The sequence below is a fragment of the Bacillus sp. XT-4 genome, from assembly GCF_050864245.1.
Taxonomy (GTDB): domain Bacteria; phylum Bacillota; class Bacilli; order Bacillales; family Bacillaceae; genus Bacillus; species Bacillus altitudinis.
The window spans coordinates 422,485-437,990 of the sequence record NZ_JBPAFI010000001.1 but is presented as its reverse complement, the minus strand read 5'-3'; the positions used below and the strand labels follow the sequence as shown (position 1 = coordinate 437,990).

Below are 15,506 nucleotides of genomic sequence, written 5' to 3'. Positions count from 1 at the left end.
TACATCATACATTTTAGAGAAGAAAAAAAGGAGGGGAATTCGTTGCGGAGTTTGTTGGATATTCTCCCGCACTCAATTGGACAAGAACTCAGCATGTTAAAAGAAGCAGAGTGGGCGCAAATAGAAGAAATCCGCATTCGCACCGATCGCCCGATTGAGCTGATGCAAGGTGGAAAACCACGCTTTCTTTCCTATCATACAACAGGTGAAGATGCGGCTCAGCTATTAGGCAGGCTCAGTAATTACAGCATGTACACACTAGAGGAAGAGTTAAAACAGGGCTATATCACCATATCTGGCGGACATCGGGTTGGGCTTGCTGGAAAGGTCATCGTCGAAAATGGATTCGTCAAAGGCTTAAGAGATATTTCTTCATTTAATATTCGCATTGCAAAAGAGAAGATCGGAATTGCTTTGCCGTTTCTCCCTTATTTATATGAAAAACATTGGTGTAACACACTGATTATAGGTCCGCCGCAAACCGGGAAAACGACATTGCTGCGTGATCTAGCACGTCTTGTCAGTACAGGAACAACAGCCATTTCTCCTAGAAAAACAGGGATTGTAGATGAACGATCTGAAATCGCAGGTTGTATAAGAGGAGTGCCGCAGCATTCTTTTGGGCACCGGATTGATGTACTTGATGCGTGCCCAAAGGCTGAAGGGTTAATGATGATGATCAGATCCATGAGCCCAGAAGTCATCATTGTCGATGAAATCGGAAAAAGTGAAGATGTACAGGCACTGTTAGAAGCAATCCATGCTGGAGTCACCATTATCGTCTCAGCTCATGGGTATTCACTTGAAGACTTATCTAAACGGCCATCATTTGAACCGTTATGGCAGCTTCGTGTGTTTGATCGATATGTGGAATTAAATAGAGAAAAAGGGCCTGGCACGATCGGACGAATATTTGACCAAGAGGGACAAGAGCTGAAGAGGAGGCGGGGAGTGGACGTATGTTAAAGCTTATTGGTGCTATTTTCATTGTTGCGGCTACGACATGGGGAGGATTCGAGTTTGCGAAGCGGTACAGTGATCGGCCAAAGCAAATCCGCCAGCTCCGATTTGCACTCCAATCTCTTGAAGCTGAAATTATGTATGGTCAAACTCCTTTAGCTAGAGCCGCTGACCAAATTGCGTCCCAAGTAGGACCGCCTGTGAATCGGCTATTTGAACAATTTGCAGAAAAACTCAACGTCGGAACCTTTTCTGCGAGGCATGCATGGAATGAAAGTCTAGAGGATGTATGGAAAAAAACCGTATTAAAAAAAGGCGAATATGAGGCGCTGAAGCACTTTGGAGAAACCCTTGGTCAGCATGATGTGACGGCTCAGCAAAAATATATCAAGCTAGCTTTAGGCCATTTGGAATCAGAGGAAAAAGAAGCTGAAGTTGCCCAAGCAAAAAATGAAAAAATGGTGAGAAGTCTTGGTTTTCTAAGTGGGTTACTACTGATTCTGTTATTGATGTGAGAGGAAGGGAGTCGAGAGCATGGGCGTTGATGTAAACGTCATATTCCAAATTGCAGGAGTGGGTATCGTCGTGGCTTTTCTCCATACGATTTTAGATCAAATGGGGAAAAAAGAGTACGCACAGTGGGTGACACTGCTTGGATTTATCTACATTTTATTTATGGTTGCTACCATTGTGGATGATTTGTTTAAGAAGATTAAAGCCGTATTTCTATTTCAAGGATAGGGGAGGGCTTACAAATCGAAATTATTCAAATTGTTGGACTTGGTTTAATCGCTACTTTTCTAGCATTAATCGTCAAAGAACAAAAGCCAACCTTCGCCTTTATGCTTGTTGTGTTTACTGGGTGTGTCATTTTCCTTTATTTAATCGATCAAATCTATGCCATTATCTCCATGATTGAAAAAATTGCAGCAAGTGCAGGCGTCAATATGAAATACGTTGAAACCATTTTGAAAATCATTGGCATTGCCTATATTGCAGAATTTGGTGCCCAGCTCACAAAGGATGCTGGACAAGGCGCCATCGCTTCAAAAATAGAGCTTGGCGGCAAGATTCTTATTTTGGTCATGGCGGTACCGATTTTAACGGTCATCATTGAGACGATCCTAGGTATGATCCCGTCCATGACTTGATGGAAAAGAGGTGATGATGATGAAACGGGTGACAGCTGTGCTGGGGTTTATGATGTTCTTTTGGATGATCGTTCCGTATGCAGGTGCAGAAGAAAGTGTGCCTTTATCAAGTGAAGAACCGGTCGCAGAAGAAGTTGCGGGTGGACAGGCTGATGCCTTAGAGCTTCATTCTATCAGTGACTTTTGGGAAACGATATTGGACGAGTATGGCGGATTTCTGCCTGAAAGCCAAAAAGGTACAGTGAAGGAAATGATCGATGGCGATAAAGAGCTATCTCCCCAAACGTGGCTGAAGGCTTTTGTTCATTATCTGTTTCATGAGCTGATTGCCAATGGAAAGCTCTTAGGCACACTTATATTACTCACCATCTTTTGTTCGCTTTTGCAGCTTTTGCAAAATGCATTTGAGCAAAGCACTGTTAGTAAAGTTGCATACGCTCTTGTTTATATGGTGCTTATCATTATTGCATTAAACAGTTTTCATGTTGCGATCTCTTATGCAACAGAAGCCATTCAAACGATGACTAGTTTTATTCTTGCTCTTATTCCTCTTTTATTAGCACTTATTGCCTCATCAGGCGGGCTTGTCTCAGCCGGATTCTTTCATCCTGTGATTTTGTTTTTAATGAACACGAGCGGTGTTTTTATTCAATATGTCGTTCTTCCGCTCATCTTTTTATCAGCGATCTTGAGCATCGTCAGTACATTGACCGAACAATACAAAGTGACCCAGCTTGCCCAGCTGTTAAGAAATGTAGCTATTGGGGGGCTTGCTGTTTTTTTAACCGTATTCCTCGGCGTCATTTCTGTACAGGGGGCATCTGCTGCTATCACTGATGGCATCGCTCTTCGCACAGCCAAATTTATTACCGGAAATTTCATCCCTGTCCTTGGCAGAATGTTTACTGATGCGACAGATACCGTCATCAGTGCCTCTGTATTACTTAAAAATACGGTCGGACTTGTTGGCGTCGCTATTCTCATTTCAATTGCCGCTTTCCCTGCGATTAAAGTGCTCTCGCTAGCCCTTATATATAAGCTTGCTGCAGCCATTCTTCAGCCATTAGGAGGCGGACCGATTATCAGCTGCCTTGATGTCATTTCAAAAAGTGTGCTTTATATCTTTGCTGCACTTGCTGTCGTGTCGCTCATGTTCTTTTTAAGCATTACCGTCATTATCACTGCTGGCAACCTCACCATGATGATGAAGTAAGGAGGGGACACCATTTGAGTTTTCTCACAGAATGGATCACAAGTATTATTCTATTTATTTTATTTGCGATTGTGATTGATCTTTTGCTTCCCAATTCAAGCATGCAGAAGTATGCAAAAATGGTCGTCAGCTTACTGTTAATTGTGGTGATGCTCAATCCGATCTTTGCGTTATTCCGGGCAGATCCTGACCAAATTTTCTCAGAAATCATGAAAGGGAAGGACCAAGCGCAATCAGAAGAAATAAAAAATCAGATGAATTTAGAAAAAAAAGAAATACAAGCTTCACAGCGTGCATATATTTTAAAGCAAATGGCTGTCCAACTAGAAAAAAGCGCAAAGGAGCCACTGGAGAAGGAGAGCTATGAAATGAAACACGTAGAAGTGTTGGCAGATGAGGAGCACCTTGATCAGAATATGGAGGCAGATCAATTTCGCATCAAAGCAGTCCTTGTCCCGCTCACAGGTGATGCTGTAGAAACGGTGGCAAAGGTCGACATTGATCTCTCCAGGCAAAAGGAGGAAAGCGCCGGGGCGTCAGCAAAAGAGATGGCGAGGGTGAAAGAGACGCTTGCAGATGTATGGAATACACGGCCTGAACACATTGCGCTGAACATTGAGGGAGGTGACGCAGCAGATCATGAATAACAAAGACTGGAGACAAAAACTGAAATCAATGTTCCAAGCACCTGAAAAAGGTGAAGGGAAACCAAAATTAACGAAGCACCATTACTTACTGCTTGTCTTCATTATCGGCGTGTCATTCATGTTAGTCAGTCAGATTCTGTCACCGCCATCAAGCAAACAAGAGGCTGCTGTTCCTGCGTCTAAAAAAACATCCTCAGAAGAGCAGGCGGTGTTCAAACCATCCTCTTCAGGTAAGTCAAACAACTCAATAGAGGATGTTGAACAAGAATACGAAAATCAGCTGAAAGAGATTTTAGAAACGATCATTGGTGTTGAGGATGTTTCCATCGTGGTAAATGTAGACGCAACTTCTTTAAAAGTGTTTGAAAAAAACAAATCCAATAAAAGCACTACAACCGAGGAAACAGACAAAGAAGGCGGCGTGCGAAGTGTCACGGATCAAACAAAAGAAGAAGAGATTGTCATTATTAAAAATGGCAATGAAGAAACACCTGTTGTTGTCCAAACGAAAAAGCCAGACATTCGAGGTGTCCTCGTTGTTGCTCAAGGAGTAGACAACGTTCAAATAAAGAAAACCATCATTGAAGCGGTTACACGAGTGCTTGATGTACCGAGCCATAGAGTGGCTGTTGCCCCTAAAAAAATCAAGGAGGATTCGGAATGATGTTAAAAAAACAAACGGTTTGGCTATTAACGATGCTAAGTTTAGTTGTCGTATTAAGTGTGTACTATATCATGTCTCCACAAGGTGAGAATGCTGTGACAGTAGAAGATACAAAATCAAAAGGAATGGAAGAGAAAAAGGCTGAGCCAGAAAAAGGGACTGACAAAGGAACCGAAAAGAACGCAGAAGAGAAATCAACTGACAAAGAAACCAATGCGAAACAAGAAGATGTTGAAACAAGTGGAGAAGAAGGAAAGGCTGTTTCAGAGCAGACCGATGATGAACTTTTCACAACCTACAGACTTGAACTGGAAGATAAGCGCAGCAAGCAGCGTGAAGAGTATAACGAAATTGTGTCTAGCGATGATGCAACAGCGCAAGAGAAAAGTGAAGCTTATGATCAAATGACAGCGCTTAGTGAGGCAGAAGGAACAGAGCGTCAGCTGGAGACATTAATCAAAACAAAAGGATATAAAGATGCGCTCGTCAGTGCAGAAGGAGATAAAGTAAACATCACGGTTCGTTCTGATAAAAAATCAAAGTCCCAAGCAGCAGATATTATTGATTTGGTCACAAAAGAAATGAGAGGGCTTGATAACGTAGCCGTCACTTTTGAGCCATCGAATCAATAAAAAATGCACAAGCGCCCTTTTCTGAAAAGGGCGTTTTTTCATGCGGGTTGACGCCCTTTTTCAGGTGCTTGTGCGATGAGTCTCATCACATTAATAGTTGAATTCAACGAAATCCTCCTGTAAGATGGTTATAGTATGTACTTTTAGTACTAGCCTATAAAAAAAGATAAATCCATACATAGGGGTGCAAATCCATGTTAAAAATTGAAGAGATTCATGAACTAATTAAATTAATTGACGAATCAACAATTGATGAATTTACGTACGAAAACGAAGGTGCAAAAATCAAGTTAAAGAAAAATAAAGAAGTCGTTCAGCAAGTTGCGGCACAAGCACCAGTGGCTCCTGTCCAAGCAGCTCCAGCTCAACAAGCTCCTAAAGCACAAGCTCCAGCTCAGACCGAAGCCCCTGCACAAGAGGCAACTGCGTCTGAAAACCTGCATAAAATCACATCCCCAATGGTTGGCACATTTTACGCTTCTTCTTCACCAGAAGCAGATCCATATGTGACAACAGGTTCTAAAGTGAAGGAAAACTCAGTTGTATGTATCGTTGAAGCGATGAAACTGTTTAATGAAATCGAAGCAGAAGTAAAAGGCGAAATCGTCGAAGTATTAGCTGAAAACGGTCAGCTTGTAGAATTCGGACAACCCCTCTTTCTAGTGAAAGCAGAGTAAGGAGTACGATCATGATTAAAAAGCTATTAATTGCAAACAGAGGAGAAATCGCAGTTAGAATCATCCGTGCTTGTAAAGAGCTTGGAATTGAAACAGTTGCGGTATTTTCTGAAGCGGATCGTGATGCGCTGCATGTTCAAATGGCTGATGAAGCATATTGCATCGGACCGACTGCTTCAAAAGATAGTTATTTAAATGTGACAAATATTGTCAGTGTGGCAAAGCTAACAGGTACAGATGCCATCCATCCAGGATATGGTTTCCTTGCTGAAAATGCAGACTTTGCAGAGCTTTGCGAGGAATGTAATGTCATCTTTGTTGGACCAACTGCGTCAGCAATTTCCAAAATGGGAACGAAAGATGTGGCAAGAGAAACAATGAAGCAAGCTGGTGTTCCAATTGTCCCTGGTTCTCAAGGAATTGTAAAAGATCTTGATGATGCTGTTTCAACAGCAGCTGGTATTGGGTATCCTGTCATTATTAAAGCAACTGCAGGCGGTGGTGGTAAAGGTATCCGTGTGGCTCGCACAGAAGAAGAGCTCATTAACGGTGTCACCATCACGCAGCAGGAAGCAGCACAAAACTTCGGGAACCCAGGTGTCTATTTGGAGAAATTCATTGAAGACTTTAGACACGTTGAAATTCAAGTCCTTGCTGATCAGCATGGGAATACCATTCACTTAGGTGAACGTGATTGTTCTATCCAAAGAAGAATGCAAAAGCTTCTGGAAGAAACGCCATCACCTGCACTAAATGCAGATATTCGTGAGCAAATGGGTGAAGCTGCCGTAAAAGCAGCCGAAGCTGTTGAATACACAGGTGCCGGAACGGTTGAATTCATTTACGATTATAATGAAGAGAAGTTTTACTTCATGGAAATGAATACACGTATCCAAGTAGAGCATCCTGTAACGGAAATGGTCACTGGTGTTGATTTGATCAAAGAACAGATCAAAGTAGCTTCAGGTGAAAAGCTTTCCCTTACGCAAGAGGATGTCGTATACGAAGGCTGGGCGATTGAATGTCGTATTAACGCAGAGAACCCTGAGAAAAATTTCATGCCTTCTGCTGGTGAAATTAAAATGTACCTTCCGCCAGGCGGTTTAGGAGTACGTATTGATTCTGCCGCTTACCCTGGTTATGTGATTCCGCCATATTACGATAGTATGATTGCGAAAGTGATCACATATGGTAAAACGAGAGAAGAAGCAATAGCAAGAATGAAACGTGCGCTTCAAGAATTCGTCATTGAAGGAGTCTACACAACGATTCCATTCCACCTCAGATTACTAGAGCACGAAACATTTGTGAGCGGTAATTTTAATACGAAGTTTTTAGAAACGTATCAAATTATGAAATAATAACAGCTTTCGGAGGTGAATGATCGTGTCAGAAAACAATTTGCTTGAAATGAACCTTGATGAAGATCAATTGGGAAAAGTGCAAATTGCGCCAGAAGTGATTGAAGTCATTGCTGGGATCGCTGCATCAGAGGTCGAAGGAATTGCGGAAATGCGCGGCAACTTCGCTGCTGATGTGGCAGAACGCTTTGGGAAGAAAAATCACCGTAAAGGTGTGAAAGTAGATGTCTCTGATGAAGGCATCACAATTGATGTGTATTGTGTGGTTGAATTTGGCCTATCCATTCCAAAGGTATCCACTGCTGTTCAAGAAAATATCCGTCAAACCCTTTTAAACATGACGGCCTTAACGATTAATGAAATTAACATTCATGTCGTTGGCATTCAATTTGATACAAAAACAGCTGAAGCTGAAGTTGATCAAGAAATGTAAAAAGGGTTGAAGTGAAACCAAGGAGGCATTGCCTCTTTGGTTTTTTAAAGCCCATTTTTGGGAAAATTCCACATGATGATTACGTCACGCATGGAGTGATTCGTTTTTCGTCACAGCTCGCATGGATCTTGGTGCGACTGCGGTCAAAATATGTTATGATCTCTGTATGGCTTAACGACAAGCGGATAAAGTGGTTAAAGGAGTAAATAATGAAAAGAAGAACTGCAAGAGAAAAGGCGCTACAAACATTATTTCAAATTGATGTCAGCAATATTGATCCGAAAGAGGCCATTACACATGCGCTGGATGAACAAGAATCAGATCCTTTTTTCGAGGAACTGGTTTTCGGTGTGCTCGAACAAAAGGACAAGCTCGATGACATGATTTCACAGCATCTTGTGAATTGGAAACTTGATCGTATTGCGAACGTAGACAGAGCCATTTTAAGGCTGTCTGTGTACGAAATGGTATATCAAGAAGATATCCCGGTGAGTGTTTCAATGAATGAAGCCATTGAACTGGCTAAATTGTTCGGTGACGATAAGGCGCCGAAATTTGTAAATGGTGTACTTTCAAACATTAAAAACGACCTAAAGCAACAATAGGAGGATTCGACATGACAGCAACAATCATCGATGGGAAAGAAACAGCAAAAGAAAAGCGTGAACAATTAGCAAAAGAAGTAGAAGAGCTAAAACAAAAAGGAGTCACACCTGGTCTTGCCGTTATTCTAATCGGTGATGATCCGGCTTCACTTTCTTACGTACGCGGGAAGAAAAAAGCAGCAGAAGCCATGGGCATGCATTTCCAGCTTGATCATTTAGATGCTTCTTTAACAGAAGAGGAATTGCTAAAGATGATTGATCAGTACAATGCGAATGATCAATTCCACGGAATTCTTGTTCAGCTTCCACTGCCAAAACATATTTCTGAAAAAGCCGTCATTGAACGAATTTCACCAGAGAAAGACGTAGATGGTTTTCATCCGCTGAATATCGGGAAAATGCTACTTGGAGAAGACACATTCCTCCCTTGCACACCAGCAGGTATTGTTGAATTATTGAACAAAACAGGTGTGGATCTCTCTGGAAAAGAAGTGGTCGTTGTAGGACGAAGCAATATCGTCGGCAAACCAGTTGGACAATTGCTACTAAACGAAAATGCAACCGTCACCTACTGTCATTCAAGAACGGCGAACATTTCAGAACATACGTTAAAAGCGGACATTTTAGTTGTTGCCGTCGGTCGAGCAAACTTTATTAAAGCTGACCAAATTAAAGAAGGCGCTATTGTCATTGATGTAGGAGTCAATCGTCTAGAAACAGGGAAACTTGTAGGGGACGTTGACTTTGAAGCAGCAAAAGAAAAAGCTTCATACATCACACCAGTCCCTGGCGGAGTGGGTCCAATGACAATTACGATGCTTGCACACAATACGGTTAAATCAGCAAAACGTACATTATCATAAGCTTGATCCATTCATCCACCTGCGTGCTGCCGGTGGATGAATGTGCGTTTTTGAAGAGGAGGAATACGTCATGAGTGAAAAAGCCTTTGTGACGGTCACAGCCCTTACAAAATACATAAAAAGAAAATTTGATGTTGACCCTCATTTAGAAGATATTTGGATCAAAGGTGAGTTATCAAATGTGAAGATTCATTCAAGAGGGCATGTTTATTTCACCTTAAAGGACGAAAATGCACGTATGCAAGCCGTCATGTTCCAGCGCTCCGCGTCCAAGCTGCCTTTTTCACCAAAGAGCGGGATGAAAGTGTTCGTACGAGGCGGAATTCAAGTCTACGAACCGAGCGGAAGCTATCAATTATATGCAAAAGAAATGCAGCCTGATGGTGTTGGTGCTCTTCATCTTGCCTATGAAGAGCTGAAGAAGAAACTAGCAAGTGAAGGCTTATTTGATGAGCGCTATAAAAAAACAATTCCTGAATTTCCAGAGGTTGTTGGTGTTATTACATCCCCAACAGGAGCAGCTGTTCGAGATGTCATTACCACGATCAATCGGCGCTATCAGCAGGCCAAGATCATTGTGCTTCCGGCATTAGTCCAAGGAGAAAATGCTCCGCGTTCGATTGTGGAACGGATTAAAGAAGCCAATGAAAAACAGCTTTGTGATGTCTTGATTGTCGGGAGAGGCGGAGGATCGATTGAAGAACTTTGGGCCTTTAATGAAGAAGCAGTCGCAAGAGCGATCTTCGCATCAGACATTCCAATCATTTCTGCGGTTGGGCACGAAACAGACTTTACCATTAGTGATTTCACTGCAGACATGAGAGCACCCACACCAACAGGAGCAGCAGAACTAGCTGTTCCAAGCACTGCCGACTTAATCGAACGAATCAAATCAATCGACATTCGGTTAACAAGAGCGGTAAAAAATCGAACGTCACAAGCAAAAGACCGTCTTGTGGCACTTCAATCCTCCTATGCTTTCCGTTTTCCAAAACGATTACAAGAGCAAAAAGAGCAGCAATTCGATATGGTATTTGATCGTTTTCAAAAACAGCTGACAAGACAAATGGAACAAAAACGCAGTCAACTTGACCGCCAAACATATAGACTGAAGCCGCTTCATCCAAAAGAGCAGTTGCTTCAGGCGAAAAAACGCCATGCCAATGAAACAGAACAGCTCATTCGGAGCATGAATGTGCAAATGAAAACAATTCATTCGCAGTTCCAATCGGTTCTTGGTAAACTAAATGCATTAAATCCGCTTCAAGTCATGGAAAGAGGCTATAGTTTAGCCTATAAAGAAGATGAGCTCATTAAAAGTGTGAATCAAGTAGAAACGAAGGATCAACTGACGATTACAATGAAGGATGGACGTCTGATTTGTGAGGTTATTGAGAAGGAGGGCAATCATCATGACAGAATCAAATAAACAAAAAGAAGAACAAATGACATTTGAAGAGGCCATGAAAGGACTTGAAGAGATTGTGGGAAAGCTCGAAGAAGGCGATGTACCGCTTGAACAAGCCATCCACTATTTCCAAGAGGGTATGACGCTCTCAAAACTTTGCCATGAAAAATTACAGCATGTTGAAAAGCAAATGGATTTCATTTTAAAAGAGGACGGTGAACTGGCTTCTTTTTCAGTGAAGGAGGCAGATGCTGGTGACAAGTAACTTAAACGAATTTTTAACAACACGAAAACAAGCAATTGAAGATTATTTATTTACATATGTGCAGGAATTGTCTATTCCAGAAGAGCTGAAATCTTCTATGCTTTATTCTCTGAAAGCTGGCGGAAAAAGACTGCGTCCTGTGCTTGTTCTTGCTCTTTTAAATGCGTATGGGAAAAAGGAAGAAGACGGTATACCAGTAGGTTGTGCAGTGGAAATGATTCATACGTATTCCTTGATACATGATGATCTTCCTTGTATGGATGATGATGATCTGCGCCGAGGAAAACCGACCAACCATAAAGTATACGGCGAGGCAACAGCCGTTCTTGCAGGCGATGCGTTGCTCACTGAAAGCTTCCGTCTGATTACATCGCAATTATCTGACGATGTACCTGCTGATCAAAAGCTTCGAATCATCGATGAACTTGTTACATCAGCAGGTGCACTCGGAATGGTTGGCGGGCAATTTGATGATATGGAAGCAGAACAGAAACAAATCCCTCTTTCTGAATTAGAATCGATTCATGCCCGCAAAACAGGAAAGCTACTCACCTTTAGTGTGGTTGCTGGTGCGATACTGGCAGGTGCATCTGATGATGAGATCGAAAAGCTGAGAGAATTCAGCTATCATATTGGCATTGCTTTTCAAATTCGTGATGATATTTTAGATCTTGAAGGCAGCGAAGAGAAAATAGGAAAGCGGATCGGCTCCGATACAGCAAATGAAAAGTCGACATATCCTTCTTTATTAACGCTTTCAGGAGCAAAAGAAAAGCTGGATGAACATATCACTCGTGCGAAAGAAATTGTCTCAAATCTTGAGTTGGAGCAAAACTTGCTGCATGATTTATGCGATCTGATTGCCTCACGAGATCACTAAAAACAGCCTAGATTTGAGGGTCCTCGAGCAATTGTGGTAAACTGTAAACAGTTTATCATGATGAGACAACTCTTATTCCTGAATTGGTTTTCATAGGAATAAGGCATTATATATGTAGATAGAAATTTTGTTGAAAGCGAGTTGATCCTGATTGGATCTTTTATCAATAAAAAATCCAACGTTTCTAAAAGGAATGTCAAATGCAGAATTAGAGGAGCTGAGTGCGGACATTCGCACGTTTTTAATTGAGTCGTTAGCGAACTCTGGTGGGCACATTGGTCCAAACCTTGGTGTCGTTGAACTTACTGTTGCACTTCACAAAGTATTTGACAGCCCGAAAGACAAATTTCTTTGGGATGTTGGACATCAGTCTTACGTTCACAAGCTGTTAACTGGAAGAGGTGCCGAGTTTGATACACTTCGTCAGTATAAAGGGCTCTGCGGTTTCCCTAAACGAAATGAAAGTGAACATGATGTTTGGGAAACTGGACACAGTTCAACCTCATTATCTGGTGCAATGGGAATGGCGGCAGCGCGTGACATTAAAGGAACAGATGAATACATTCTCCCGATTATCGGCGATGGTGCACTAACCGGCGGTATGGCGTTAGAAGCACTGAACCATATCGGGGATGAAAAAAAAGACATGATTGTGATCTTAAACGACAATGAAATGAGTATTGCGCCAAACGTTGGTGCGATCCATACAATGCTTGGCAGACTACGTACAGCTGGTAAATACCAATGGGTAAAGGACGAGCTTGAATACTTATTCAAGCGTATCCCAGCAGTAGGCGGGAAGCTTGCTGCAACAGCAGAACGTATCAAGGACAGTCTGAAATATTTGCTTGTCTCTGGTATGTTCTTTGAGGAAATGGGCTTTACTTACTTAGGACCAGTAGATGGACATTCCTATGAAGATTTGTTTGAGAATCTTGAGTACGCAAAGAAAACAAAAGGCCCGGTTCTCCTTCATGTCATCACGAAAAAAGGAAAGGGCTATAAGCCGGCCGAATCTGATAAGATCGGCACATGGCACGGAACAGGACCATACAAAATCGACACAGGTGACTTTGTAAAACCGACAGCAGCCGCACCGTCATGGAGTGGTCTCGTCAGTGAAACCGTCAGAAAGTTGGCACGGGAAGATGAGCGGATTGTCGCGATTACACCTGCAATGCCTGTTGGCTCAAAGCTTGAAGGGTTTGCAAAAGAATTCCCAGAGCGAATGTTTGATGTTGGAATTGCAGAGCAGCACGCTGCAACAATGGCAGCTGGACTTGCTACACAGGACATGAAGCCATTTTTAGCGATTTATTCAACATTCCTCCAAAGAGCCTATGACCAAGTGTTGCATGATATTTGCCGTCAAAATCTCAATGTGTTCATTGGAATTGACCGTGCAGGTCTTGTCGGTGCAGATGGAGAAACGCATCAAGGTGTGTTTGACATTGCTTTCATGCGTCATATGCCGAATATGGTTCTCATGATGCCAAAAGATGAAAATGAAGGACAGCATATGGTCAACACAGCCATTCAATATGATGATGGTCCAATCGCCATGCGCTTCCCGCGTGGAAATGGACTAGGCGTCAAAATGGATGAACAGCTGAAAACCATCCCAATTGGTTCTTGGGAAGTTCTTCGTCCCGGGAAAGATGCTGTCATTTTAACATTCGGTACAACCATTAAAATGGCGCTGCAGGCAGCAGAAGAACTGCAAAAAGAAGGAAAATCAATTCGTGTTGTCAATGCACGTTTCATTAAGCCTCTTGATGAAGGTATGTTAAATGAGATACTGTCTGAAGGTTTGCCAATTTTAACAATAGAAGAAGCGGTGCTTCAAGGTGGATTTGGCAGCAGCGTATTAGAATATATTCACGACAAAAAAGCGTCTCATATAAAAGTAGAACGTATGGGCATTCCAGATGAATTTATTGAGCATGGAAGTGTCGATGCGCTACTTGAGGAAATTGGACTGACGAAAACACAGGTTGCTGAAACATTACGTGACCTGCTTCCCGCAGCACCAAGAAAAGGAATTGGATCATGACATCAAAGAAAGAACGACTTGACGTTTTATTAGTCGAACAAGGACTAATGGAAACGAGAGAGAAAGCAAAACGCGCCATTATGGCAGGGATCGTTTACTCAAATGAAAACCGTTTGGATAAGCCAGGAGAAAAAATCGCTCGTGATACCCCGCTGACTGTGAAGGGGAATCCGCTGAAATATGTCAGCCGAGGTGGGCTAAAGCTCGAAAAGGCACTTCAAGAATTTGATTTAACCGTTGAAGGAAAGCTTTTAATTGATATCGGCTCATCAACAGGGGGATTTACAGATTGCGCACTCCAAAATGGAGCAGTCAAATCCTATGCTGTGGATGTTGGCTACAATCAGCTTGCGTGGAAATTACGACAGGATGATCGGGTGATCGTCATGGAACGCACCAACTTCCGCCATTCTGTTCCGGCAGATTTCACCGAAGGATTACCAGAGGTTGCATCTATTGATGTATCATTTATCTCGCTCAAACTCATTCTTCCCGCACTAAAGCATATTCTTATCCCAGGCGGCGACTGTATTGCGCTAGTGAAGCCGCAGTTTGAAGCGGGCAGAGAGCTTGTTGGAAAAAAAGGCATTGTGCGAGAACCTTCTGTACATCTTGGTGTGCTAGAAGAAATGAATCAATTTGCTGCAAAAGAAGGCTATGATGTAAAGGATGTTTCGTTTTCACCGATTACAGGCGGAGATGGAAATATCGAATTTCTCCTCCACTTGGTCCTGCATCCCGATCAAGAAGAGAATACGGCACTTCCAGTATCTGAACTTGAAAAAGTCGTCAAAGAAGCCCATGCCGTATTGAAAGAAAAGAAAAACAGTCCTGAGCCGGCTGACACATGAATTATTGAAACAAAAGGAATAATAGCTCGCTATTATTCCTTTTAGATTGTTGACAAAGGGCTAAAATGAACTTGATTTTAGCCCTTTGTCTTCTTTTCAGCGTGATAGAAAACCTTTGCAGCCCTAGGAAGGACGAGTACTGGCGCAGAGCGAATTTGGGATTCGTGAGCACCAGAGCGCAGGACTGACAAAGAATGCGAGGGTTTTCTACATGCTGAACGGAATAATAGCTCGCTATTATTCCTTTTTACATGGTCAAAAGATCAGAATTGACCGTTTCTCACGTAATGCTTGTTTTTTGAAGTGTGCATCATATAACATAGAACGTAAAGACAAACTGAGATTCTAACGCCTAGGGGGGTCAAAATGAACAAAGGTCAAAGACATATTAAGATTAGAGAAATTATCGCAAGCCAAGAAATCGAAACACAAGACGAATTAGTCGATATTTTGAAAGCGGATGGATATAACATCACACAGGCGACCGTATCAAGAGATATCAAAGAACTGCATTTAGTCAAAGTGCCAACAAATAATGGAACATATAAATACAGCCTTCCTGCAGATCAGCGGTTTAACCCGCTATCAAAATTAAAGCGTTCCTTAATGGACGCATTTATTAAAATGGATGCTGCCAGTCATTTAATCGTTCTAAAAACAATGCCTGGGAACGCTCAAGCCATCGGTGCTTTAATGGATAATTTAGATTGGGAAGAAATTATGGGAACCATTTGTGGGGATGATACCATCTTAATCATTTGCCGCACACCAGATGATACGGATACCGTTTCGTCTAAAATTTTAGAACTTCTATAAAGAGATCAGGTTTACAAAAAGAGGTGT

At 42.1% G+C, this 15,506-nt stretch carries 19 protein-coding genes; all 19 read left to right on the top strand.

The annotated features are described in order from the left end of the window. Positions 1-42: 42 nt before the first annotated feature. The 19 genes from spoIIIAA (at position 43) to ahrC (ending at position 15,479) form a co-directional block, all read left to right on the top strand. Positions 43-966 carry a stage III sporulation protein AA gene (gene spoIIIAA, locus ACRRMM_RS02295; RefSeq protein ID WP_019743012.1) on the top strand — a complete coding sequence of 308 codons (924 nt, stop codon included), beginning with the start codon at positions 43-45 and terminating at the stop codon, positions 964-966. Beyond that, positions 960-1,475: a stage III sporulation protein SpoIIIAB gene (gene spoIIIAB / locus ACRRMM_RS02290; RefSeq protein WP_007501189.1), complete on the top strand. Its 516-nt coding sequence runs from the start codon at positions 960-962 to the stop codon at positions 1,473-1,475. The genes spoIIIAA and spoIIIAB overlap by 7 nt, the downstream gene beginning before the upstream one ends. A gap of 19 nt (positions 1,476-1,494) precedes the next feature. Then, positions 1,495-1,701, top strand: coding sequence for a stage III sporulation protein AC (gene spoIIIAC, locus ACRRMM_RS02285; RefSeq protein ID WP_003153142.1), 207 nt, complete (start codon positions 1,495-1,497; stop codon positions 1,699-1,701). Further along, a complete protein-coding gene (spoIIIAD, locus tag ACRRMM_RS02280; protein WP_087978339.1) occupies positions 1,698-2,111 on the top strand; it encodes a stage III sporulation protein AD in 414 nt (137 codons plus the stop codon). The genes spoIIIAC and spoIIIAD overlap by 4 nt, the downstream gene beginning before the upstream one ends. 19 nt (positions 2,112-2,130) lie before the next feature. Beyond that, entirely contained in the window at positions 2,131-3,324 is a 1,194-nt protein-coding gene (spoIIIAE, locus tag ACRRMM_RS02275) for a stage III sporulation protein AE (RefSeq protein ID WP_017357967.1), read from the top strand. A gap of 14 nt (positions 3,325-3,338) precedes the next feature. Continuing rightward, positions 3,339-3,971 (top strand): stage III sporulation protein AF, encoded by a 633-nt coding sequence (spoIIIAF, locus tag ACRRMM_RS02270; protein WP_007501185.1) that lies wholly within the window; start codon positions 3,339-3,341, stop codon positions 3,969-3,971. A gap of 28 nt (positions 3,972-3,999) precedes the next feature. Further along, the gene (gene spoIIIAG, locus ACRRMM_RS02265; protein WP_370539206.1) at positions 4,000-4,635 is read left to right on the top strand and encodes a stage III sporulation protein AG; all 636 of its coding nucleotides are present in this window, start codon (positions 4,000-4,002) and stop codon (positions 4,633-4,635) included. Then, the gene (locus ACRRMM_RS02260) at positions 4,635-5,267 is read left to right on the top strand and encodes a SpoIIIAH-like family protein (protein WP_024718861.1); all 633 of its coding nucleotides are present in this window, start codon (positions 4,635-4,637) and stop codon (positions 5,265-5,267) included. The genes spoIIIAG and ACRRMM_RS02260 overlap by 1 nt, the downstream gene beginning before the upstream one ends. 194 nt (positions 5,268-5,461) lie before the next feature. Next, positions 5,462-5,944, top strand: coding sequence for an acetyl-CoA carboxylase biotin carboxyl carrier protein (accB, locus tag ACRRMM_RS02255; protein ID WP_019743732.1), 483 nt, complete (start codon positions 5,462-5,464; stop codon positions 5,942-5,944). Between the two features lie 11 nt (positions 5,945-5,955). After that, positions 5,956-7,305, top strand: coding sequence for an acetyl-CoA carboxylase biotin carboxylase subunit (accC, locus tag ACRRMM_RS02250; RefSeq protein WP_008342217.1), 1,350 nt, complete (start codon positions 5,956-5,958; stop codon positions 7,303-7,305). Positions 7,306-7,330: 25 nt separating this feature from the next. Then, positions 7,331-7,738, top strand: a complete 408-nt coding sequence (locus ACRRMM_RS02245; protein WP_017357965.1) for an Asp23/Gls24 family envelope stress response protein — start codon at positions 7,331-7,333, stop codon at positions 7,736-7,738. Positions 7,739-7,947: 209 nt separating this feature from the next. After that, complete coding sequence (gene nusB / locus ACRRMM_RS02240) at positions 7,948-8,343, top strand: transcription antitermination factor NusB (protein WP_012010530.1); 396 nt, start codon at positions 7,948-7,950, stop codon at positions 8,341-8,343. A gap of 11 nt (positions 8,344-8,354) precedes the next feature. Then, positions 8,355-9,206 carry a bifunctional methylenetetrahydrofolate dehydrogenase/methenyltetrahydrofolate cyclohydrolase FolD gene (folD, locus tag ACRRMM_RS02235; RefSeq protein WP_007501171.1) on the top strand — a complete coding sequence of 284 codons (852 nt, stop codon included), beginning with the start codon at positions 8,355-8,357 and terminating at the stop codon, positions 9,204-9,206. A 70-nt stretch (positions 9,207-9,276) separates the two neighbouring features. Further along, positions 9,277-10,635 carry an exodeoxyribonuclease VII large subunit gene (xseA, locus tag ACRRMM_RS02230; RefSeq protein WP_428828442.1) on the top strand — a complete coding sequence of 453 codons (1,359 nt, stop codon included), beginning with the start codon at positions 9,277-9,279 and terminating at the stop codon, positions 10,633-10,635. Then, positions 10,619-10,879: an exodeoxyribonuclease VII small subunit gene (locus tag ACRRMM_RS02225; protein WP_428828441.1), complete on the top strand. Its 261-nt coding sequence runs from the start codon at positions 10,619-10,621 to the stop codon at positions 10,877-10,879. The genes xseA and ACRRMM_RS02225 overlap by 17 nt, the downstream gene beginning before the upstream one ends. Beyond that, on the top strand, positions 10,863-11,759 hold the full coding sequence (locus ACRRMM_RS02220; RefSeq protein ID WP_205831366.1) for a polyprenyl synthetase family protein: 897 nt from the start codon (positions 10,863-10,865) through the stop codon (positions 11,757-11,759). The genes ACRRMM_RS02225 and ACRRMM_RS02220 overlap by 17 nt, the downstream gene beginning before the upstream one ends. Before the next feature lie 151 nt (positions 11,760-11,910). Continuing rightward, positions 11,911-13,812, top strand: coding sequence for a 1-deoxy-D-xylulose-5-phosphate synthase (gene dxs / locus ACRRMM_RS02215; protein WP_007501165.1), 1,902 nt, complete (start codon positions 11,911-11,913; stop codon positions 13,810-13,812). Then, positions 13,809-14,663 carry a TlyA family RNA methyltransferase gene (locus tag ACRRMM_RS02210; RefSeq protein ID WP_007501164.1) on the top strand — a complete coding sequence of 285 codons (855 nt, stop codon included), beginning with the start codon at positions 13,809-13,811 and terminating at the stop codon, positions 14,661-14,663. The genes dxs and ACRRMM_RS02210 overlap by 4 nt, the downstream gene beginning before the upstream one ends. A gap of 366 nt (positions 14,664-15,029) precedes the next feature. Continuing rightward, positions 15,030-15,479 (top strand): transcriptional regulator AhrC/ArgR, encoded by a 450-nt coding sequence (gene ahrC / locus ACRRMM_RS02205; protein WP_007501163.1) that lies wholly within the window; start codon positions 15,030-15,032, stop codon positions 15,477-15,479. The last annotated feature ends 27 nt before the right edge of the window (positions 15,480-15,506 follow it).

Coding starts and splice junctions, on each gene's coding strand:
- accB (WP_019743732.1), top strand. CDS start 5,462: ATGTTAAAAATTGAAGAGATTCATGAACTAATTAAATTAATTGACGAA.
- ACRRMM_RS02210 (WP_007501164.1), top strand. CDS start 13,809: ATGACATCAAAGAAAGAACGACTTGACGTTTTATTAGTCGAACAAGGA.
- nusB (WP_012010530.1), top strand. CDS start 7,948: ATGAAAAGAAGAACTGCAAGAGAAAAGGCGCTACAAACATTATTTCAA.
- ACRRMM_RS02225 (WP_428828441.1), top strand. CDS start 10,619: ATGACAGAATCAAATAAACAAAAAGAAGAACAAATGACATTTGAAGAG.
- ACRRMM_RS02220 (WP_205831366.1), top strand. CDS start 10,863: ATGCTGGTGACAAGTAACTTAAACGAATTTTTAACAACACGAAAACAA.
- ACRRMM_RS02260 (WP_024718861.1), top strand. CDS start 4,635: ATGTTAAAAAAACAAACGGTTTGGCTATTAACGATGCTAAGTTTAGTT.
- spoIIIAG (WP_370539206.1), top strand. CDS start 4,000: ATGTTCCAAGCACCTGAAAAAGGTGAAGGGAAACCAAAATTAACGAAG.
- ahrC (WP_007501163.1), top strand. CDS start 15,030: ATGAACAAAGGTCAAAGACATATTAAGATTAGAGAAATTATCGCAAGC.
- spoIIIAB (WP_007501189.1), top strand. CDS start 960: ATGTTAAAGCTTATTGGTGCTATTTTCATTGTTGCGGCTACGACATGG.
- spoIIIAC (WP_003153142.1), top strand. CDS start 1,495: ATGGGCGTTGATGTAAACGTCATATTCCAAATTGCAGGAGTGGGTATC.
- xseA (WP_428828442.1), top strand. CDS start 9,277: ATGAGTGAAAAAGCCTTTGTGACGGTCACAGCCCTTACAAAATACATA.
- accC (WP_008342217.1), top strand. CDS start 5,956: ATGATTAAAAAGCTATTAATTGCAAACAGAGGAGAAATCGCAGTTAGA.
- spoIIIAE (WP_017357967.1), top strand. CDS start 2,131: ATGAAACGGGTGACAGCTGTGCTGGGGTTTATGATGTTCTTTTGGATG.
- folD (WP_007501171.1), top strand. CDS start 8,355: ATGACAGCAACAATCATCGATGGGAAAGAAACAGCAAAAGAAAAGCGT.